A 19810-nucleotide genomic window follows, 5' to 3' on the forward strand; every position below is an offset into this window, starting at 1 on the left:
AGGTTACGCAGCGAAAGATGCGATGATGAGATAAAGGAGACGAACCTACTGCATGTTGCCGGAACTTCATTCCATTCTGAACTTACTTGAGGGCGGGTTCTCTCAGCTCAAGGTCCTGGTGATAGGAGATATCATGCTGGACCGCTACATTCATGGCGAAGTCGAGCGGATCTCTCCTGAGGCGCCCGTTCCCGTAATCCGACATGCGCAGCGGTATGAGCGTGCGGGAGGCGCCGCCAATGTTGCGATGAATCTTGCCGGGCTTGGCTGCCAGACGATTCTCGCCGGGTTCTGGGGCTCAGATGCCGAACAGGCAGAGATTAAAACGATTCTGGACCGGGCAGGCGTGGACACGGTCGGGGTCGTCTCCAGTTCCCTGCCAACCATCTCAAAGACCCGCATCGTGGGTAGAATGCAACAGTTGCTCCGGCTCGATATCGAGAGCAGGGAGGCTCCTCCCGCTGTGGAGCTGGACCGACTGATCGAACGGGCAACTTCGCTGGTCGATAAGGTCCATGCGGTCATCCTGTCGGACTACGCCAAAGGCGCGCTGTCCCGGTCTGTCTGCGAAGCAGTGATTCAGGCAGCCTCTGCAAAGGGTATTCCGGTAATGGCAGACCCGAAGACACCCGACCTGAGTAAATATGCCGGGGCAACTTCTGTCTGCCCCAATCTCTCCGAACTTTCTCTGGCGACGGGAATACCCGCTCACCAGACCGAGGCACTTCTAGAAGCAGGGCAGCTTCAGGTAGCCAAACACGGCATTCAGTTCTTGACCGTGACGATGAGCGAGAAAGGGATTGCCGTGCTTTGGCCCGAGGGGCGGTATCACTCCCCTGCACGAGCCCGCGAGGTATTCGACGTGTCCGGCGCCGGAGATACAGTTATCGCCACTCTGGCCGCCTCGTTTGCCGGCGGATTGCAGGTGGAGACTGCGGTCGACCTGGCCAATCTTGCCGCCGGGATCGTTGTCGGCAAAATGGGAACTGTGCCGGTCGCGCAGCATGAACTGATCGCCGCACTTACTCCGAGCACGACCCTGGCAGCGGGCGAGAAGATTCTGGATCGCGAACGGATCGCGAAGCGAGTGGCGGAGTGGCGCTCCTCTGGAGAGACGATCGTCTTCACAAACGGCTGCTTCGATCTGCTGCATGTAGGGCACATTACATTGCTTGAGGACTGCCGCCGGTTTGGCACGAAACTCGTTCTAGGTCTGAATGCCGATGCCTCTGTATGCAGGCTGAAAGGACCCACCCGCCCAATCGTGCGGGAAAATGAGCGGGCGCGCGTTTTGGCTGCGCTCGCGGCGGTGGATGCTGTTGTCCTGTTTGAAGAGGACACGCCTCTCGATCTGATACGCGAGCTTAAGCCTGATGTACTGGTTAAGGGTGGTGACTATACGATTGAGACCGTGGTCGGGCACGAAGCGGTGCAGGAGGCTGGAGGGCGTGTGGAGATCGTGCCCACGGTCGAGGGCTTCTCGACAACCAATATTGTTCGGAAACTCATGGCAACTCAGGAGAAGGAAAATTGATCATCGTTACGGGCGGCGCAGGCTTTATTGGAAGCAATCTGGTTCACGAGCTTAACCGGATCGGCCATAAGGATATTCTTGTCGTCGACAATCTGGCGCCTGCCCCCAACCTCAGCGGACCGAAGTTTCTCAATCTGCATGGCGCGGAGTTCTCCGATTACATGGACAAGCGTGAATTTCGCGAGGTTCTCAAGGCTGGCCTGATTGACGGGAGCAAAGTTCGAGCAATTCTCCACCAGGGCGCCTGTTCCAACACACTCGAAGACGATGGCCGCTACATGATGGACAACAACTTCACCTACTCCAAAGAACTGCTGCACTTCGCGCTCGAGCACCGGATTCCCTTCGTCTACGCCTCGACCGCCGCAACCTATGGAGCCAGCACCTCCTTCAAGGAGGTGCCTGAGAACGAGAAGCCGCTGAATATCTACGGTTATTCAAAGCTTGTCTTCGACAATTATGTGCGGCGCCTTATGCCTGAAATTAAAAGCACAGTGGTCGGCCTGCGTTATTTCAACGTTTACGGCCAACGAGAACAACACAAAGGTCGCATGGCGAGCGTGATGCACCACTTCACGAAGCAGCTCAAAGAGACTGGCGTTATTCGAATGTTTGAAGGATCGGGTGGGTATGGCGATGGAGAACAGCGCCGTGATTTTGTCTATGTAGGCGACCTGGCCCGAATCAATATGTTTTTTGCAGGATTACTGGCCGATCAGAAGGGCCCTCAAAATGTCCAAGCAGTTGTGAACGCGGGAACCGGAGAAGCGCGCACCTTCAAGGCCGTCGCTGAAGCATTAATGAGCGTTCATGGCCGGGGAAAGATCGAATACATTCCATTTCCCGGGGATCTCAAAAATCGGTATCAACACTTCACGCAGGCAGACGTTGAAGGATTGCGGAAGGCCGGTTACGTGGATCCCTTCACCGCTCTGGAAGACGGAGTCAAAAAGACATTTCCTCAATAACGCTTACAAAGCGATAGAGAAATGCGGTATAAAAATGCCTTGGGTATAACCCCCGAGGATTAATACTTTTAAAACAGCAGAAAATCAGCCAATTCCGTGGCCTGTGGAAGACACGCGCTTTCACAGCCTTCCTTTGTATTCGCTTCGCGAAATTGAGGATAGGTGCAATGTGTTGAACGAATGGTAACAGTGGGGTATTTTGATGAATTGCATTGACGAAAAGCTTCAACCCATCTTCTCCGAGGTTACTCGCCGCAACTGCGGCGAGCCGGAATTTCATCAAGCAGTGCATGAGGTTCTTGAAAGCCTGGGTCGCGTCGTGGCCAAGCACCCGCATTTTCTCGACCAGGCACTGATCGAGAGGATCTGTGAACCGGAACGTCAGGTCATCTTCCGCGTTCCCTGGGTGGATGATTCCGGCAAAGTGCAGATCAATCGTGCTTTTCGCGTACAGTTCAATTCGGCACTCGGTCCTTATAAAGGCGGGATGCGTTTCCATCCCTCGGTAAATGTCGGAATTATTAAATTCCTCGGCTTTGAGCAGACCTTCAAAAATGCATTGACTGGAATGCCGATCGGCGGCGGTAAAGGAGGATCGGACTTCGATCCGAAGGGTAAGTCGGATGGCGAGATCATGCGTTTCTGCCAGTCGCTGATGACGGAACTGCATCGCCACCTGGGTGAATACACGGATGTTCCAGCCGGCGATATCGGTGTGGGCGGCCGCGAGATCGGCTACATGTTCGGGCAATACAAGCGCCTGACCAACCGCTACGAGGCGGGAGTCATCACCGGGAAGGCACTGGCCTACGGTGGCTCGCGCGCGCGCACTGAGGCGACAGGCTATGGCAACACTTACTTTGTGCAGGCCATGTTGCAGACCAAGGGCACCGATTTTGAGGGCAAGAAAGTTGTTGTCTCAGGGTCGGGCAACGTGGCGATCTATACGATCGAGAAGGTTCAGTCCTTTGGCGGGAAAGTCATAGCCTGCTCCGATTCCAGCGGTTATGTCGTGGATGAGGGCGGTATCGATCTCGAACTGCTGAAGGAAGTCAAGGATGTGCGGCGTGAGCGCATCTCCGAATACGCAAAGGCAAAGGGCGTCGGAACGTACTTTATCTCTGCCGACAAAGGTTCGGTATGGGATGTGCCATGCGATGTCGCCATGCCCTCAGCTACACAGAATGAACTGTCTGGCAAGGATGCAGACACCTTGGTGAAGAACCGTGTGATTGCTGTGGGAGAAGGAGCGAACATGCCCTCGACCCCGGAAGCCATCCAGGTGTTCCAGACTGCGGAGGTATTGTTTGCTCCCGGCAAAGCGGCCAATGCGGGAGGCGTAGCGACGTCGGCGCTGGAGATGCAACAGAATGCCAGCCGCGACAGCTGGACCTTCGAGCAGACGGAGGAGCGGCTCGCAACAATTATGCGCAATATTCATGACACTTGCGCTGCTACCGCTGAGGAATATGGCGCTCCGGGCAATTATGTCCTGGGCGCTAACATTGCAGGTTTCGTCCGTGTGGCCGAGGCGATGCAAATGCTGGGTGTCATCTAAGCTAAGCGCGTTTTCCGAGCCGCGTTTGCGACTAAAGACCGGCGGTGCAGGTGAGATCCTGCTTCGCCGGTTCCAGCGCCACGATGACACAAAGGATTGTCCTGAGATCTACTGCGATATAACAGACAAGTTCCCAAACATCACGTTGCGGCGTTCGTTCTTACCGCGGGAACTTTAGTCGTTCCCCGGATCTGTAAATTGTTTGAGTGATTTTGGTGAGAGCGCTGGGGCTCGAACCCAGGACCAACGCCTTAAAAGGGCGATGCTCTACCAACTGAGCTACGCTCTCATTAACTCCAAGTTAGCACATTCGGCAATGTAAGTCGCGCTTCCACTGCGTTCATTTACGAATCTGTTGTGAGTAAACATCGGAATCGGTTGTTACTACCTCCTCGCTTCGAGAAGAGTCCCCTGAACAACTCTGTTTTTAATCAGCCGTGGCGGTAGATGGCAAACCTTGACGGCTCCATTTGCGTATGCACACGGCAGCGAGGTGTGGGCACTCTTCATCAGCACCACCCAGTCGACTCCCGCGGGCGAGAGGGTAGCGATGCGGTCCTGATCGCTTCGCTCACTTAACCGGGACTGAAGGGTCTGACCGGTCTTCCATGCGGACGTTAACGATGGAGTGATTGCGGCCTCCCCACCATCTTTCGAATAATCCGGCAGGGCGCTTCGTTCCGCGATCGCGCGGAAGGACTGCGCATCTTCGCCCGGCTTGGTGATGTAGTCGGAATCAAGCGCGAAGAGAGCGTCTTTCGGAGTATTGTTGCGGATCCACTGAAATGCTTGCACCCACGGATTCTTCTGTTGCTCCGAAGGAAGCTCGATGTGGGGAGACGATGGGAATGTTCGGCGCTCTGCGAAGAACATAACCGCCGCGAGAATGCCGAACATTGCTGCCCATCGCAGCTTCTTCCTCCCCAGCCAGACAGACAGTTGCGCGCCCACGAAGAGAATCATCACCGTGTAGATGATCTGGAAGACGCGAAGCGGCTGCAGGCGGGCTACGATCAGGCTGGCGGAGTCGGGTCGCGCAAAGAGAAGCGACACGATCACAGACGCAATGCCCGCTGTAATGCACATGCGTGCCAGAGCAATGCGGCCGGGATGATCGCCGGACCTTTGTCTTGCGAATGCAATAAAACCCAGGATGAGTAGGGGCCCCGCAAGGCCTATCCACTCATACCAGTGCCACTGAGCCAGGAACCAGTAGTAACGGGACATCGCAACCTGACGATATTCCAGAGGCTCCGGCTGCTCAGCAAGCCGCAAAATCAGAGCTACGAGAATAGCCCCGGCGGTCAATGCGCCTGTTGCCGCGAGCCACGTCCGGCGCCTGGGCATCGATCCCGCCGCCAACGCAAGAATGCTGCCGAAACCATAGGCCGCCATCAAGGGATGCATGAGCGCAGCAACAGCGAGAAAGATACCAGCCTTCACGAGAGCGGAGACATCATACTCACCGTCTGTCCGAAGCTTCATCAGAAACAGGAGTGAGTAATAGATTGCGAACAGTGTTGTGGGGGTAGAGATGCTGCGTGCCGTGACGTAGGGGTCCATCAACATCAGCGATGTGCCTGCGACCGGAAGTGTAAGCCACGTTGCCAGCAATGCTATTGAGCCCTGGCGCGCTCTTCCCCGAAAGCATTGTTCCCCAAAAAGCCAAGCCGACCATAGAGTGGCCCAGGTGGTTCCGAGATAAAGCAGCAGCAGAACCGTTTCGAGCCTGAGAGAAGATAACCGCACGAGCAATGCCACGAATGGCGCGAAGATGGAAAAACGAAGATGCCCCAGAACGAACCCTGACTCATGAGGGTACATAGTGGGCCACAGCACTCGTTTGACGCCGGCCAGGTACAGGCCACCGTCTTCAGCATAGGGGTGATAACCCTGCACAAGGAAGGAAAAGATCGTCAGAAGACTAACCAGCGCAATTGGTTTCCAGCGTTGCGCCAAGGCCCCAGTGCATAGCTGCGCTTTCGCGCCGGGCATCTTTAAGAGCGAGACGGTCGAGGTTGCCAATATCCAGGTACTCCTAAGGGTTAATCTTTCCCGTCTGTTCCGGACTGCCAAAGTATCTGTTTCGCGGACCGCCTACGCAAGCACACCGTATTCTAAGACGTATTCTTTCTGCTTCTGGTCTACCGGGAAACCTGTGAATCGTGACGTTACAATGATGAAAGATCAGATTGATATTGTTTTACTGTTTTTGGTAGGTCCTTCTCTTTGCAGACTTCAACGCCTCAGACGCGCTCCCGCAACCTTGTGAAGACCATCCCCGGCCTTCTCGTAAGCGCCTTTTTCCTGTGGTACACGTTTCGCGGAATCCATCCTTCCGAATTCCGCTCTCTTAGTTTTGTCCATCCCGTCTGGATCGCAGGGGTACTCGGTTTCACCCTGGTTGGCTACACGCTTCGTTGCGTCCGCTGGGCGCGAATGCTGCAGTCGGCAAATGCCCGGTTTGGGACATGCGCCCGCGTCCTGATGACGTCTCTGGCTGCGAATAACATCATGCCGCTTCGAATCGGCGATATCATGCGCATCTTCACCTATGCTCCTGATCTCGGCGTTGCTCCCTCTGCTATCTTCAGCACAGTTATTCTGGAAAAGTTGCTCGATGTCTTTGTGGTTGGCCTGATCTTTGTGCAGACGGCAGGTCGGGACCTGCCGACCAATATCCGCCGGGGAGCCGATGCAGCGCTCCTGATCTCCACGGTAGGTCTTCTCGTTCTGATGTTTGGAGCGGGGCAACTCGAGGCGCCGATGCGAAAGATCTTCGCTTCGCTTCCACAGAATAAGCTGATTGCCAAAATGGAGCATTGGCTCCTGTTGGCCATCAGCACACTTCGTCAGATGGGCATCCGTGGCAACATCGTGCTGTTGCTGTACAGCGCGGTTATCTGGTTCTGTGAAGGCATGATCTTTGTCTCTGCCATTCATCTCGTGGGTATCCAAACCGATCTACTGGGACCGTGGGAGGCAGTTTCGTTCGCGAATCTCTCCTACATGCTGCCAAGTTCTCCAGGAGCGATTGGCCCGTTCGAATGGGCCGTAAAACTGGCCCTTGCAAGCCATGGCACCTCGAGGGCAATTGCCGCTGTCTTCGGACTGGCAATCCATGCATGGATGCTGATCTCGGTCACAGGTGCAGGCGGACTCATCTTTCTCGTCCACCGCTTCCGGAGCCATAATCACATACCTCTGCTAGAGGAGATCGAGACGCTTCCTACTGAATTGCCCTAGATCTTGGGCCTGCCTTCCATATTTCTACGCATTCAGAATCCCAGGTAAGCAAATCTCCAGTCGCTGACTGGATGTGAGCCTCATATCCAACCAATCTTGGCGCCGCCATGCCTGGCTTCCGAATTACATGGAAGGACTGGCGGCAGGCACAATACCGACTAACAGAGCGGCTTCAGGCGATTCCACCGTCCGCTTAAGCTGACCGCAGGCGGCGTAGATATCGCGGCCTCTCGGGCGCCGGATATAAGCTGGCATACCACTCTCGATCAGCATCTTCTGAAATACCGCTACATCTTCTGGCTGAGGTTGCGTGTACGCAATTCCCGGCCCGGGGTTCCAGACAATCAGGTTGACCTTGGCCCGAAGCCCCTTCAAAAGCTCCAGCACCTCGCGTGCGTGCTCCGGCTGGTCGTTGACACCTCCCAGCAGCACATACTCGAAGGTCACCCACTCCCGCTTGCTGAGAGGAATGGTCTTGACCGCCTCCAGAAGCTCGGCAATCTTCCACTTGCGCGTAATTGGCATGACTTCTTCACGAACCCGATCGTTTGAGGCATTCAGGCTAAGCGCCAGCTTGGGCCGGATAGGCTCCTGGGCAAATCTCCGAATTGCTGGCTCGATTCCACTGGTGGAGACGGTCATGCGCGACTCCGGAATCCCAATATGCTTCGACAGAATCGTGACGCTGCGGATGAAAGACTCATAGTTAAGGAACGGCTCTCCCATTCCCATAAAGACCAGGTTGATCCTGTCTTTTCCGATCTTGATGCCGTGCCGATTCAGAACCGCTACCACCTGGCCAGCGATCTCCCCTGCCGTGAGGTTGCGCTTGATACCAAGCTTGGCCGTCAGGCAGAACTGGCAGTTGACGGCACAGCCAACCTGGCTGGAGATGCAGATCGTCGCGCGCCGGTAACCGCTCCAGGCAAGCGCTCCCATGTTTCTCGTGTCCCGCTTACGCCCCGGCTCGGGAGAGAATTCGGAGACGTTCCCCTCCAGGCCTTCGATCTCCTCTTCCTCCAGGGAAGCTTCGCTTCCATCCCCACGTTCGCCGCCATCTCCGTCGGGCATCCAGACGGTCTCAACCGTCTCCCCGTCAGAGAGACGCATCAGATAGCGCTCCGTGCCATCGACAGACCGAGCGGCCTGCACGATCTCGGGCAAGCCGACGCGATATCCTGCCTCCTTGAGTTGCCCGCGAAGTGCTGTCGGGAAGACGGTTACCTGGTCCAGGTCCGTAACTCTCTGCGAATAAAGGGCATTCGCCAGCTGAGCAGCCCTGTAGGGCTTCTGCCCCATGCCTTCCATCAATATCTTTAGCTCGTCGGGAAGGGCTCCAAAGAGCGCTTCCGAGGCTTTCGAATCAACATCCTTTATTATGTTAGACATAAACACCAAAACCTGAACTATTCCCTTGCCTTTCTACAGTTTACGCCCATTTCAGTGTCTGTGAAACAATAGGGATATGGCAGCGTCGACTCTGATTGAAGATATCCGCCTTACCCGTCGTGTACCCAGAAGCATCCGCAAGACCGTTCTTCCTAATGGCCTGATCGTGCTGACGGAGAGCATGCCTCATCTCCGCAGTATCTCGATGGGCGCATGGATCGCCTCGGGTTCGCGCGACGAGGCTTCCGAGATCAACGGTCTCTCGCACTTTCTGGAGCACATGGTCTTCAAGGGGACGACTACGCGTTCAGCGCGCCAGATTGCCCGCGAGGTCGACACCATCGGCGGAAATCTGGATGCATTTACCGGGAAAGAGACCATCTGTTTCAACATCAAGGTCCTCGACGAGCACACCTCGCAGGCCCTCGACGTTCTTTCCGACCTGGTGCTCCACCCCACCTTCACCCCCGAGGATCTGGACCGAGAAAAGGGCGTCATCCTCGAGGAGATCAAGATCGACGAGGACAACCCCGACTACCTGGTGAACGAACTCTTTACCCAAAACTTCTGGAGGGGCGACGCGCTGGGAAGGCCGATCCTCGGGACCAGGAAGACCGTATCGAGCTTCGATCAAGCCACTCTCTTTAACTTCTATCGTGATCGCTTTGCACCGCGGAACATCATCTTTTCGGCTGCGGGCAACCTGGAGCACGAGAGCTTTGTTGCAGAGGTGGCACGGCGCTTTGGAGAACTGGCCCCCGGTTCGAGCCAGCCTATTCCCCGGCGGGAGGCTCCTGTTTCGACCCCGCACATTACGCTCAAGCGCAAGAAGGCACTCGAACAGGTCCAGCTCTGCCTGGGAGTTCCCGCTCCCGCCATCAGCCACCCTGACCGGTACGGTATCTATCTGCTGAACAGCATTCTGGGCGGAGGTATGAGCTCCCGACTCTTCCAGACCATTCGCGAGGATCAGGGACTGGCTTACTCGATCTTCTCGGAGATCTCTCCCTTCCGCGACACAGGATCGCTCTGCATCTATGCCGGCGTTGCAGTAGACAATACACGGCAGACGATGGAGCTTACCATGCGCGAGCTGCGGCGTCTGAAGCAAGAGGCTGTCAGTGCCGGTGAGCTAGGCCGCGCCAAGGACCAGCTGAAGAGCAATATGGTAATGGGCCTGGAAAGCGGCTCCAGCAGGATGGCCAATCTCGCCAGGCAGCAGATGTACTTCGGCCGCTTCTTTGGTGTTGAGGAGATCACCTCGGAGATCGAAGCTGTAACTCCGGAAGATATTCAACGGCTGGCGCGCGACCTTTTCCGGCCTGAAGCCATGGCCGTCGCCCTGCTGGGAAATCTTGGCGAGATGAAGGTTGACCGCTCGGACATCGATTGCTGATAAAGTTTTGATGGATCGCACTACGCAAAAGACGAGGAAGACGATGAAGGCAGGCCGTCAGGGGTTGAACGACCAAGATCAACACAGCAGCAGGGCAGATAGATTTGAAGAGGGGTTCACCCTTATTGAGCTTTTGATCGTCATGTCGGTCATGCTGATCCTGATGACTCTTGCCGTCCCGCAGATGCTGAAGCTGACAAAGCAGGCGCACGAAACCTCGGCGATTCAATCGGTCCGCACTATCGTCCAAGCTGAGCTACAGTACAACTCCATGTACCCGGGCAACGGATTTGCCTGCTCGCTCTCCCAGCTGGGCGGCGATCCCAAGTCCGGCGCTCCGTCCGCGCAGGCGGCTCAGTTGATCGACGTCGGCCTTGCCACTGGCAACAAGGCCGGATACACCTTCGCTATTACCAACTGCAATAAGGTAACGGTGAATAATCAGGATATGTACACCTCTTATGAGGTGACCGCGGTACCAACATCCGTCGGAAAGTCAGGCGATCGTGGATTCTGTTCCGACGAGAACAATCGCATCACCTTCGATCCAGCAGGCGGCACAAACTGCACGCAGCCAATCCAGTAATGCGTAAGCGGATTCTCCTACTGCTTCTCGTCGCATTCTGCGCGCCGCTCTGTGCCCGTGCGCAGGACGCAGATGTTTTGCTGCGCCGCATCGACGACCATTACAACCGGCTCAAATCGCTTCGAGCCCGATACACCGAGCACTATGCCGGAATGGGCATCGACCGGACCGAGTCCGGAACGCTTCTGCTGAAAAAGCCCGGACGCATGCGCTGGAGCTACGACGAGCCGGAAGGAAAGCTGTTTGTCCTCGATGGCAAGTTCGCCTGGTTTTACTCTCCTGGCGACGCTCAGGCGCAGCGCACCCCGGCAAGCAAGCTCGACGACCTCCGCAGTCCACTGCGCTTTCTTCTGGGGCATACCCAGCTCAAAAAGGAGCTGGTCAACGTCAGCGTCACCGAAGACAGCCACGGCATCCATGTCGCCGGCGTTCCACAGGGAATGGAACAGCGTATCCGGCGACTGACGCTCGACGTCACCGCCTCCGGGCAGATTCAGCATATGAAGCTCGAAGAACTGGATGGCGCGATCACTGAGTTTAGTTTCACTCAGGTGCAGGAGAACGTGCCCACACGAGAGGCGGATTTTGTCTTCTCACCTCCTGCGGGAGTGTCGGTCGTCGATGCGCTCCCTCCTGTATAAGGGCAGCGAGCCCTTTTATCTTCCCTTCACTGAAGACCCGCAGCATCTCCCTATATGCCTTTTCCAGAAACGGAAAGGGGTAAACTTTTAGAAAGCACATTGAAGAAGGGATTGCACGCGGCCGCGGGCTGCGCCATGACGTACAGATAAATGCCTACCTCGACCATTCCTGTTTTTTCCACGGAAGAGTTTTTCTCCGCTGTTTATTCCCTGGATCCCCAAATTGCGGTCTTTGACTGCGACGGCACCCTCTGGTCCGGAGACGCCGGATCTTCGTTTATGAAGTGGTCCATCGAGACCGGACTGGTTTCGCGGGAAGCCGCCGACTGGATCGACGCCCGCTATCGCGCCTATCACCGCAACGAAGTGTCAGAGATTGCCATCTGCGGGGAGATGGTTCAGCTCTACCAGGGGCTCCGCGAGGACGAGCTGCGGCGTGCCGCGCACGATTTTTTTTCCAGCCAGATTGAAAAGAATATCTTTCCCGAGATGCTGAAGCTGATCGAGGAGTTGCGCTCGCGCGGCGCCGATATCTGGGCAGTGAGCTCCACCAACGACTGGGTGATCGAAGAAGGCGTCCAGCGATTTGGCATACCTGCTAACCGTGTTCTCTCGGCGCGAGTCGAGATAAGGAACGGGATCGTCTCAGATCGACTTCTGGATGTACCCACCGACGAGGGCAAAGTGGCTTCCCTGGAACGAGTAGGGATCACTGCCCCGGATGCGGTCTTTGGGAATTCCATCCATGATGCGGCCATGCTGGGAATCGCGCGCCGCGCATTCCCGGTTAATCCCACTGCTGGTCTTATGGAGCAGAGCCACCGGACAGGATGGCATGTTTACTACCCCGCCTCCGTTGCATCAACTCAGGCATAATTTGCAAGGCATCCACCCACGTCTTAGCGTCTAATACAGTTGGAGACAGGTGAAAGAGCCTATTCGCAAACTGAGGGACCAGCAAAACGCTGCTGCTGCGACGAAGCCTGTCAGGCTGGTGGTGGCTGCGCTGATTGTCCGTGAAGCCGAACCGGGCCTGGAAGTGCTCGTCTGTCAACGCAAGCCCGACCAGCCGATGAGCCTCAAGTGGGAGTTTCCCGGAGGCAAGATCGAGATGGGTGAGACGGCCGAGGCCGCGCTGGCCCGTGAACTGGACGAAGAGCTGGGAATCAAGGCGACCATCGGGAGGCGCGTCGCCCGCGTTCGCCATAAATACCGCAATGGTGGAACCATCGACCTTCAATTCTTCCTCGTCCGGGAGTTTGCCGGGCCCATTGAGAACCGTATCTTCAACGATATGCGCTGGTCTGCGCTGGAACGATTGCCGGAGTTCGACTTTCTGGCCGCCGATCTTGGCCTGATCCGCGACCTTTCTGAGGGAAAGCTGATCTAGCTGAGTAGCAACTCTTTGGGATCGTCATTCTGAGTAACGCGTAGAATCCCTGTATCTTGCCCGGAATACCAGAGACGCTTCAGGCAGAAATACGGAGATTCTTCACTGCGTTCAGAATGACGGATCGAAGGATTGAAGCCCGGGGAAAACGACTCTAGTGCGCACCGTGCAGACCATTCCACATCAGCACAACTGACAGACAGATAACGATGACAGTAGTCAGCCACGCTACCAGGTTGAACCACCGCGAGTTGGTGTAGGTGCCCATTAGTTCAGGCCGGTTCACCAGACGAAGCATGAAGATCAGCACCACCGGCAGCAGGATGCCGTTGAGCACCTGGGAGCCGATGATGACGTTGATTAGGGGGAAGTTAGGGATCAGCACCACCGCCGCGCCCATCGCCAGCAGAAGCGTATAGAACCAGTAGAAGAACTTCGCATCTTTGAAGCTCTTGTCCAGGCCGCTCTCGAAGCCGAGTCCCTCACAGACCGTATACGCCGTCGACAGCGGAAGAATGCACGCTGCGAACAAGGAGGCGTTGAACAGTCCCGCGGCGAACAGGATGAAGGCGTACTGGCCTGCAAGCGGCTTCATCGCATCAGCTGCGTCCGACGCCTCTGCGATGTTCCGCATACCGTGCGTGTAGAGCGTAGCCGCACAGGCCACGATGATGAACCACGCCACGACGTCCGTGAAGATCGACCCGACGATCACATCCAGCCGCGAATGCTTGTATTGCCGGACGTCAATTCCCTTCTCCACGATCGAGGACTGCAGGTAGAACTGCATCCACGGCGTAATGGTCGTGCCGATGATTCCGACGGTCATGTAAACGTAGTTTCGGTCGCTCCAGACGCTGCGGCCCGGAACGCGGACTGTCTGCACGATCGCCTCGTGCCAGTTGGGACTGCTCAGCACACCGGCGAAGATATAAGCGATATACACCGTGCTGGCCAGCAGAAAGACCTTTTCGACGCTCTTGTAGTCTCCTTTTACGACCAGCGCCCAGACGATGAACGCACAAAGAGGCACGCTGATGTATTTGCTGACGTGGAACAGCTGCATACTGCCGGCGATGCCCGAAAACTCAGCCATCACATTGCCGAAGTTCACAATGACCAGCAGAATCATCATGAAGAAGGTGATGCGGAGACCAAACTCCTCGCGAATCAGGTCGCTCAGTCCCTTGCCCGTCACGACGCCCATCCGGGCGCACATCTCCTGCACGACGATCAGCGCCAGGGTGATCGGAATGATGGTCCAGAGCAGCTTATAACCGTACTGCGCACCAGCCTGCGAATAGGTAAGGATCCCGCCGGAATCGTTATCCACATTGGCGGTGATGAAGCCCGGGCCGAGAACGGCAAACAGCAACAGCAACCGGCTTCTCCATCTACGCCACAGTGTCATCCAAGCCCCTTACTACCCATAGAGAGGACAGTATCCGGCTAGCCAATCGTGCGCCAGCCATGAAATGTACAGTTGAGCCGGGCGAGTACCCGGCCGTACTAGAGTAACCCGTTTTGTGGTGAAGCTGCTCTATTCGATTCCCAGCCGCTTCCAGATTGCGTCCACCCTGGCCTTTACCGCCGGGTCCATCTCCAGCATCTGGGGCCATGGGCGTTCGAATCCCTCGGCTTTCCACTTCCTCGTGGCGTCAATGCCCATCTTGCTGCCATAGTTGGGCAGCCGACTGGCATGGTCCAGCGAGTCGACCGGCCCCAGTGTGAACTGGATGTCACGCTCCGGGTCGATGTTGTTGGTCGTCCGCAGCACCACCTCAGCCAGATCCTGCACATCGCAGTCCTCGTCCACCACGATGATGCATTTGGTAAACATGGCCTGTCCCATCGCCCAGATGCCATTCATCACCTTGCGCGCCTGCCCGGCGTAGGACTTCCGGATCGAGACAATCATCAGGTTGTGGAAGACGCCCTCCGCCGGAAGGTTCACATCCCGTATCTCGGGCAGTGTCAGCTGCATCAGCGGAAGAAAGATCCGCTCCACGGCCTTGCCCATCCACGCGTCCTCCATGGGAGGCTTGCCGACGATGGTCGCCGCATACACCGGATCGCGCCGATGCGTAATGCAGGTGATGTGGAACACAGGATAGTCGTCCTGCATGGTGTAGAAACCCGTGTGGTCGCCGAACGGGCCTTCGGTTCTCAGTTCTCCAAGCTCGACATACCCCTCCAGCACATACTCCGCATTCGCCGGCACCTCCAGATCGACTGTCTCGGCCTTCACAAGTTCCACGGGCTTCTGGCGCAGAAAGCCCGAGATGATGTACTCTTCCACGTCAGGCGGAGCGGGAACGATGGCGCTGAAGGTCGTCGCCGGATCGGTTCCGATCGCAACCGCCACCTCCATGCGCTGATCCCGAATCTTGCCGAGAGTCACCTGCGGGATGGTTTCCACCGACTCCGCGACCGTCGTACCGCCAGCGGTAAGGGCCATCAGGTCCACCGCCGCGGAGGCACTCGGAGACGTCCCCCGCAGACGCTCACGCATATGCTCCGCAGCTACCTTCTGCCGCTGCCAATGCATCCCTGTCGTCTTGCCGTCGTAGACCTGCATCCGGTACATCCCGACGTTCCGTTTGCCTGTCTTCGGATCCCGGGTGATCACGCAAGGGAGCGTGATGAACTTTCCACCATCGTGCGGCCACGTCTTGAGCACAGGCAGCCGATTGAGATCCACGTCGTTTCCGCGCAGGATGACCTGCTTGCAGGGAGCATCTTTGGCCGGGATCACCTTCGGGAAGAACGCGCCTACCTCTGCCAGCTTGGGCAGCATCTTCAGCTTGTCTATCAGGCCCGCAGGGGTCTCCGGCTTCAGCAGGATTCTTATACGATCGGCGATGGCGTCCAGCGAGTCGGTCTCGAGCGCCAGCTTCATGCGGTGCTCGCTTCCAAACTGGTTCATTAGAACGCGGGCGCCCGGATAGCCTTTGACGTTTTCAAACAGCAGCGCAGGACCACCAGCCTTTGCTGTGCCGCGGCCCATCTTGGCCGCACGGTCCGCGATCTCGGCCATCTCCAGGACAGGATCGACCTCGACAGCGATGCGCCTTAGCTCGCCAGCCTTATGAAGTTCGTTGATCCAGTCTCGCAGGTCGTTGTAGGCCAATGCTCTCTCCTGCCGCATCCCGATGCGGTCCGTTGTCTATGGTAAACGGCCAGCACGGGATGCGGAGGAGGCAGCAACGCCCCTTGTCAGAGTTTTACGAGGATCTTCTTCTGCCATAGGATCCAGTTGGGAATGAAACAGACCAGAACGAACACAATGGCGAACGCCACTGAAGTGTTATTTGTTGATCCATGAGAAGCAAAGATATGCCAATAGATCCAGCGCCCCGCGGTGAGTGGCCGGCCGTCAGCAGTAATGCCAGACAAATGGATCAGGGCGATCGTCTTCTCCACAATTGCAGCCATAACGTAGGCAACAATTGCATTTGAGCCAAAGACCAGCCACGGCCACGTCAGCCACTTTCCTACCCTGGTCTCGTTGAATTTCCTGATATCGATCAGCCAGTAGCATGCGGCCAGGCCTACCAGGGCGCACCCGGCAGCGAAGAGAACGTAGGAGCTCGTCCACAGCTTCTTGTTGATCGGAAACCAGATGTTCCAGATGTAACCCGAAGCAATACCGGCCAGGCCTGCGAGAAACAGCCCGAGGGTACATTTGCCCGGCGTAATCGAAGGCGACTTCCCACCTGCGCGCCGCAGCCAGAGAGCGGAGACTGCTCCCAGCAGGGTCGTCCCGACCGCTGGGATTGTGCTCAACAGACCCTCCGGATCGCGGGTCACCTCATACAGTCTTCCTGTGTGCAGCGTTCTCTGAAAGAAGCCCATGATGCCGCGGTCTAGCCACGCAGCCAGGTTACGATCCGGGTCCAGCAGAGGAATATCACGCGTAGGAACTCCAAAGCCCGGTACTGGAACGAAACGCATCAGCAACCAGTAGCTGACTAGCAGCGCTGCCGTAATTCCGAGGAGCGTCTTGGCCTTTTGCGTCTTGAGACAGATCAGGCCGGCGATCAGATAACACAGAGCGATACGCGACAGCACACCATAGATGCGCAGATGGCTGAACTGAAAGAGGGGGACCAGGTTGATCAGCATCGCAACCACAAAGATCGTCACCGCACGCCGCACTGTATGGATCGCAAGGTCGCGCTTGTTGGCGCCGCGCTGCAATCTCGAGTGTGTAGAAAGAATGATCGAGATACCGACGATGAACAAAAATGTCGGGAAGACCAGGTCGGTCAGCGTCCATCCATTCCACGCAGAATGCTCCAGCTGCGTATAGACGTGATGGCCGTCTCCGGCATCATTTACCAGGATCATGAATGCGATGGTGATCCCACGAAGGACGTCCACGGAAAGTACACGTGAAGACGGTGCCTTAAAGGTGCGGGTGGATGCCGCGATCGTAGGATCGGCGAGCGTTGTTGAGTGGTCTGCCATGGTCATCCATCATCGCTCACAACCGGCTGAGTTGTGCAACTTTTTCTCTGGGAACAATCCGAAGGCCTTCGGGGTCTAAGACCCTAAAGGACGCATTCCTCGCAGATGCGCCCCGAACCGAATCAGGTTTTGGAGGTGCCTATGTTTGAGGAAAGTATGGTCGAATCCTTTGCTATCCCTGCTCCGGAAACCCGGCGATGGACGATGGCAGCGTCCCTGTTCTTCCAGATCTCAGTGGCGCTGGTTCTCGCCACTTTGCCGCTGCTCTACCCGGAAAGTCTCACATCGCATCTGATAGCGCCTCTGGTATTTACGCCTCCACCTCCCAGAGTTCCAGTTCCTATTCAGCAATCACAAACCTCTACAGAGAACTCAGCACAATCGACAACAACCCCGATCATCGAGCATCTCCCGAATCCCTTGTTTTCCAGTCATAGGACGCTGAGCAGCGAAGATGCACCTGTGATTTCGCAGCGCAGCATCAACATGGGCGATGCGATCCCCTCTCTAGTGACGGATCAACCATCGCACAGCCCATCTGTAAGCGCTGCACCGGTTCAAGCACGACCAAAACCGGTTCGAGTCTCTCAACTGTCCCCCGGAATGCTCCTAACCCCGATCCGTCCCGTCTATCCGGCAATTGCGCGGGCCGCCGGTGTTTCCGGACAGGTGGTCGTAAGTGCAGTCATCTCCAATACCGGAACCATCGAAAGCTTGCAGGTCAGCAGCGGCCCCGAGTTACTCAGACGTGCAGCACTGGACGCGATTCAGGCGGCTCGATACAGGCCTTTTCTCCTGAACGGCCAGCCTGTTGAGGTGCAGACGACAATCACAGTCAGCTTCCGGCTCGGGGAATAACTCAGACGACTGGAAGGACCTTCTTGGTATCGGACGTGGGTGCAATCTGCGCGGTCAGCACTCCGGACGTCGGCGTATCTACGACGTAGTCGATCAACGGATAGCCTGCAGCCTTCCAGCCGTCGAACCCTCCCCGGAGCGGGCGAACCCTGTAAACACCCAGCTTATGAAGCTGCAACGCCAGCTTCGCGCTGGTCTCTTCGCTCGGGCAGGTGCAGTAGAGAACTACATCCCGGTCGCGCGGAATGATCTCGCTGTGCTGACGAATCTCATTGGGGCCGATTCGCAGAGCGCCAGGCAGTACCCTGGGATCAGGCAGATAGTCCAGAGGATGACGCAGGTCCACGATGAAGGGAGGCGTATTCCCCTGCTCCTCCGCCTGGTCCATCATCTCCTTCAACTCAGCTGGTTCCAGCCTCATATCGCGAACCTGCTGCAGAAACTTTCTCTGCTTCAGAAATCGGTAAGCCATGATCCCAAGCACCATGAGAATGAAAATGGCGAAAGCGAAGTGGCCGAGCCAGTGAAAGAAGCGCGCGCTCTTCTGCGCGATATCGCCAAAGAAACGGCCCGCAAGCAGAAATGTCTCTGCCCACAGAATCGATCCGCCAAGGTCCCACAGCAGAAACCGCCCATATGGCATCCCAATCTGGCCCGCAATGGGAGGAGCCACTGTGCCCAGACCGGGGATAAATTTCGACAGCAGCAAAGTCGCCGGTCCTCGCTGAGAAAAATATCCTTCCGTCTTGCTAACGCAGGTCGAGGCCTCCAACGAAAAGCGGCACAGCAGACGAAGCACGCTGCCGCCATACCTGCGCCCCAGGTAGTACCACATCGAATCCGAAAGCATGCAGGCAGCAAGCACCGCCAGCAGCGCATAGATGTGATGGACCTGCTGCGTTGCCGTGAGAGTTCCTGCCATCAGCAGCACGGGAATGCTGGGCACAGGAACCCCGATCTGTTCCACAAGCACCCACAGAAACAGGATCAGGTATGCGTAATGTACGAAAAAGGCAAGGGCGATCGGCATAACAGGTGGTCCATCTCGTCTGAACGTATGCGGATTGGATGAAGAGACGTACCTTAAAGATACACAGTCCGGTCAACCTCGAGTTGACCGGACTGTGATGTTAGTCCCGTCGCGTTCTACTTTTCAAGAACCAGCGGCATCTCCACAAGATGCTCCGTCAGAAACCACGACTGCAGTTCGTTGGGACGAAGCACATCGCTCACTACCAGGTCATTCGTTCCCTGATCGCCAACCTCGTCAGCAGCTTCGGAGATTTTAAGGCAGCTCTTGATGATGTGCTTATGAGCCTCAAGCAGCCGTGAGATCTGCACCGGGACTGCCTCTCTGCCGCGCGGGGGGCGGGCGATCTTGGTCATCTCGGCTGCATCCCCGCCCATCGCTACGGTAACGCCGCCGAGAAGCTGGACACGCTCGGCGATTGTATCCACAATCTCGACCTGCTCGTCGAAGTGCTTATCAAACAGCAGATGAAGCTGGTAGAAGGTGGGTCCGGAGACCTGCCAGTGATGCTTCTTGTACATATCGCGCAGCGTAATCGAATCGGCTAGAAGCTGATTCAGCTTCGCGACCATATCTGCCCGGACCTCAGCGTCCAGTGCATGGGGAAGGTCTTGCACGACGGTACCAAACTTCTGAATTTCATGCGCCTGAGCATGCCAATGCGGAGTTGCCGCAGGACTAGCGGCGCCAGCTTTCTTACTGGAAACAGCCATATCCACCTCTCTAGAAATACATCTTCCTTCT

Annotated in this window: 17 protein-coding genes and 1 tRNA gene; 10 read left to right on the plus strand and 8 right to left on the minus strand. The window is 56.6% G+C overall.

Translation table 11 applies throughout. The features are described from left to right. The first annotated feature begins 52 nt into the window (after positions 1-52). From hldE to gdhA, 3 genes are all read left to right on the plus strand, one after another. A complete protein-coding gene (hldE, locus tag GWR55_RS05145; RefSeq protein WP_162401298.1) occupies positions 53-1534 on the plus strand; it encodes a bifunctional D-glycero-beta-D-manno-heptose-7-phosphate kinase/D-glycero-beta-D-manno-heptose 1-phosphate adenylyltransferase HldE in 1482 nt (493 codons plus the stop codon). After that, complete coding sequence (rfaD, locus tag GWR55_RS05150; protein ID WP_162401299.1) at positions 1531-2502, plus strand: ADP-glyceromanno-heptose 6-epimerase; 972 nt, start codon at positions 1531-1533, stop codon at positions 2500-2502. Before hldE ends, rfaD begins: the two co-directional genes overlap by 4 nt. Before the next feature lie 202 nt (positions 2503-2704). Further along, complete coding sequence (gene gdhA, locus GWR55_RS05155; protein WP_162401300.1) at positions 2705-4060, plus strand: NADP-specific glutamate dehydrogenase; 1356 nt, start codon at positions 2705-2707, stop codon at positions 4058-4060. A 213-nt stretch (positions 4061-4273) separates the two neighbouring features. On the opposite strand, the gene GWR55_RS05160 is transcribed toward gdhA, so the two are convergent. Next, positions 4274-4349: transfer RNA gene (locus GWR55_RS05160), tRNA-Lys, on the minus strand. A gap of 95 nt (positions 4350-4444) precedes the next feature. Then, positions 4445-6085, minus strand: coding sequence for a hypothetical protein (locus tag GWR55_RS05165; RefSeq protein WP_162401301.1), 1641 nt, complete (start codon positions 6083-6085; stop codon positions 4445-4447). A gap of 204 nt (positions 6086-6289) precedes the next feature. Here GWR55_RS05165 and GWR55_RS05170 point away from each other — a divergent pair, with 204 nt between their 5' ends. Beyond that, the gene (locus tag GWR55_RS05170) at positions 6290-7306 is read left to right on the plus strand and encodes a lysylphosphatidylglycerol synthase transmembrane domain-containing protein (protein ID WP_162401302.1); all 1017 of its coding nucleotides are present in this window, start codon (positions 6290-6292) and stop codon (positions 7304-7306) included. 123 nt (positions 7307-7429) lie between these two features. Here the strand turns inward: GWR55_RS05170 and rlmN are convergent, their stop codons facing one another. After that, on the minus strand, positions 7430-8695 hold the full coding sequence (gene rlmN, locus GWR55_RS05175; protein WP_162401303.1) for a 23S rRNA (adenine(2503)-C(2))-methyltransferase RlmN: 1266 nt from the start codon (positions 8693-8695) through the stop codon (positions 7430-7432). A gap of 76 nt (positions 8696-8771) precedes the next feature. On the opposite strand from rlmN, the gene GWR55_RS05180 reads away from it, so the two are divergent. From GWR55_RS05180 to GWR55_RS05200, 5 genes are all read left to right on the plus strand, one after another. Next, positions 8772-10091: a pitrilysin family protein gene (locus GWR55_RS05180; protein WP_162401304.1), complete on the plus strand. Its 1320-nt coding sequence runs from the start codon at positions 8772-8774 to the stop codon at positions 10089-10091. A gap of 10 nt (positions 10092-10101) precedes the next feature. Beyond that, positions 10102-10677 (plus strand): type IV pilin protein, encoded by a 576-nt coding sequence (locus tag GWR55_RS05185; RefSeq protein ID WP_238398657.1) that lies wholly within the window; start codon positions 10102-10104, stop codon positions 10675-10677. Next, on the plus strand, positions 10677-11318 hold the full coding sequence (gene lolA, locus GWR55_RS05190) for an outer membrane lipoprotein chaperone LolA (protein WP_162401305.1): 642 nt from the start codon (positions 10677-10679) through the stop codon (positions 11316-11318). Before GWR55_RS05185 ends, lolA begins: the two co-directional genes overlap by 1 nt. Positions 11319-11468: 150 nt before the next feature. Continuing rightward, positions 11469-12194: an HAD family phosphatase gene (locus GWR55_RS05195; RefSeq protein WP_162401306.1), complete on the plus strand. Its 726-nt coding sequence runs from the start codon at positions 11469-11471 to the stop codon at positions 12192-12194. 49 nt (positions 12195-12243) lie between these two features. Continuing rightward, positions 12244-12708 (plus strand): (deoxy)nucleoside triphosphate pyrophosphohydrolase, encoded by a 465-nt coding sequence (locus tag GWR55_RS05200; protein WP_162401307.1) that lies wholly within the window; start codon positions 12244-12246, stop codon positions 12706-12708. A 154-nt stretch (positions 12709-12862) separates the two neighbouring features. Here the strand turns inward: GWR55_RS05200 and GWR55_RS05205 are convergent, their stop codons facing one another. The 3 genes from GWR55_RS05205 to GWR55_RS05215 form a co-directional block, all read right to left on the minus strand. After that, complete coding sequence (locus GWR55_RS05205) at positions 12863-14119, minus strand: Nramp family divalent metal transporter (RefSeq protein ID WP_162401308.1); 1257 nt, start codon at positions 14117-14119, stop codon at positions 12863-12865. Between the two features lie 129 nt (positions 14120-14248). Next, positions 14249-15838, minus strand: a complete 1590-nt coding sequence (locus GWR55_RS05210) for a UbiD family decarboxylase (RefSeq protein ID WP_162401309.1) — start codon at positions 15836-15838, stop codon at positions 14249-14251. 86 nt (positions 15839-15924) lie between these two features. Next, complete coding sequence (locus GWR55_RS05215; protein WP_162401310.1) at positions 15925-17178, minus strand: acyltransferase family protein; 1254 nt, start codon at positions 17176-17178, stop codon at positions 15925-15927. A gap of 141 nt (positions 17179-17319) precedes the next feature. On the opposite strand from GWR55_RS05215, the gene GWR55_RS05220 reads away from it, so the two are divergent. Continuing rightward, positions 17320-18036 carry an energy transducer TonB gene (locus GWR55_RS05220; RefSeq protein WP_162401311.1) on the plus strand — a complete coding sequence of 239 codons (717 nt, stop codon included), beginning with the start codon at positions 17320-17322 and terminating at the stop codon, positions 18034-18036. Between the two features lies 1 nt (position 18037). On the opposite strand, the gene GWR55_RS05225 is transcribed toward GWR55_RS05220, so the two are convergent. Both GWR55_RS05225 and GWR55_RS05230 read right to left on the minus strand, forming a co-directional pair. Next, positions 18038-19066 carry a VTT domain-containing protein gene (locus GWR55_RS05225; protein WP_162401312.1) on the minus strand — a complete coding sequence of 343 codons (1029 nt, stop codon included), beginning with the start codon at positions 19064-19066 and terminating at the stop codon, positions 18038-18040. A 116-nt stretch (positions 19067-19182) separates the two neighbouring features. Further along, the gene (locus GWR55_RS05230) at positions 19183-19779 is read right to left on the minus strand and encodes a Dps family protein (protein WP_162401313.1); all 597 of its coding nucleotides are present in this window, start codon (positions 19777-19779) and stop codon (positions 19183-19185) included. Positions 19780-19810: the final 31 nt, after the last annotated feature.

Source organism: Edaphobacter sp. 12200R-103 (genome assembly GCF_010093025.1).
Taxonomy (GTDB): domain Bacteria; phylum Acidobacteriota; class Terriglobia; order Terriglobales; family Acidobacteriaceae; genus Edaphobacter.

Bases quoted from the DNA above. Each gene is read 5' to 3' on its own strand.
- hldE (WP_162401298.1), top strand. From the start codon at position 53: ATGTTGCCGGAACTTCATTCCATTCTGAACTTACTTGAGGGCGGGTTC.
- gdhA (WP_162401300.1), top strand. From the start codon at position 2,705: ATGAATTGCATTGACGAAAAGCTTCAACCCATCTTCTCCGAGGTTACT.
- rlmN (WP_162401303.1), bottom strand. From the start codon at position 8,695: ATGTCTAACATAATAAAGGATGTTGATTCGAAAGCCTCGGAAGCGCTC.
- GWR55_RS05180 (WP_162401304.1), top strand. From the start codon at position 8,772: ATGGCAGCGTCGACTCTGATTGAAGATATCCGCCTTACCCGTCGTGTA.
- GWR55_RS05185 (WP_238398657.1), top strand. From the start codon at position 10,102: ATGGATCGCACTACGCAAAAGACGAGGAAGACGATGAAGGCAGGCCGT.
- lolA (WP_162401305.1), top strand. From the start codon at position 10,677: ATGCGTAAGCGGATTCTCCTACTGCTTCTCGTCGCATTCTGCGCGCCG.
- GWR55_RS05195 (WP_162401306.1), top strand. From the start codon at position 11,469: ATGCCTACCTCGACCATTCCTGTTTTTTCCACGGAAGAGTTTTTCTCC.
- GWR55_RS05205 (WP_162401308.1), bottom strand. From the start codon at position 14,119: ATGACACTGTGGCGTAGATGGAGAAGCCGGTTGCTGTTGCTGTTTGCC.
- GWR55_RS05215 (WP_162401310.1), bottom strand. From the start codon at position 17,178: ATGGCAGACCACTCAACAACGCTCGCCGATCCTACGATCGCGGCATCC.
- GWR55_RS05220 (WP_162401311.1), top strand. From the start codon at position 17,320: ATGTTTGAGGAAAGTATGGTCGAATCCTTTGCTATCCCTGCTCCGGAA.
- GWR55_RS05225 (WP_162401312.1), bottom strand. From the start codon at position 19,066: ATGCCGATCGCCCTTGCCTTTTTCGTACATTACGCATACCTGATCCTG.
- GWR55_RS05230 (WP_162401313.1), bottom strand. From the start codon at position 19,779: ATGGCTGTTTCCAGTAAGAAAGCTGGCGCCGCTAGTCCTGCGGCAACT.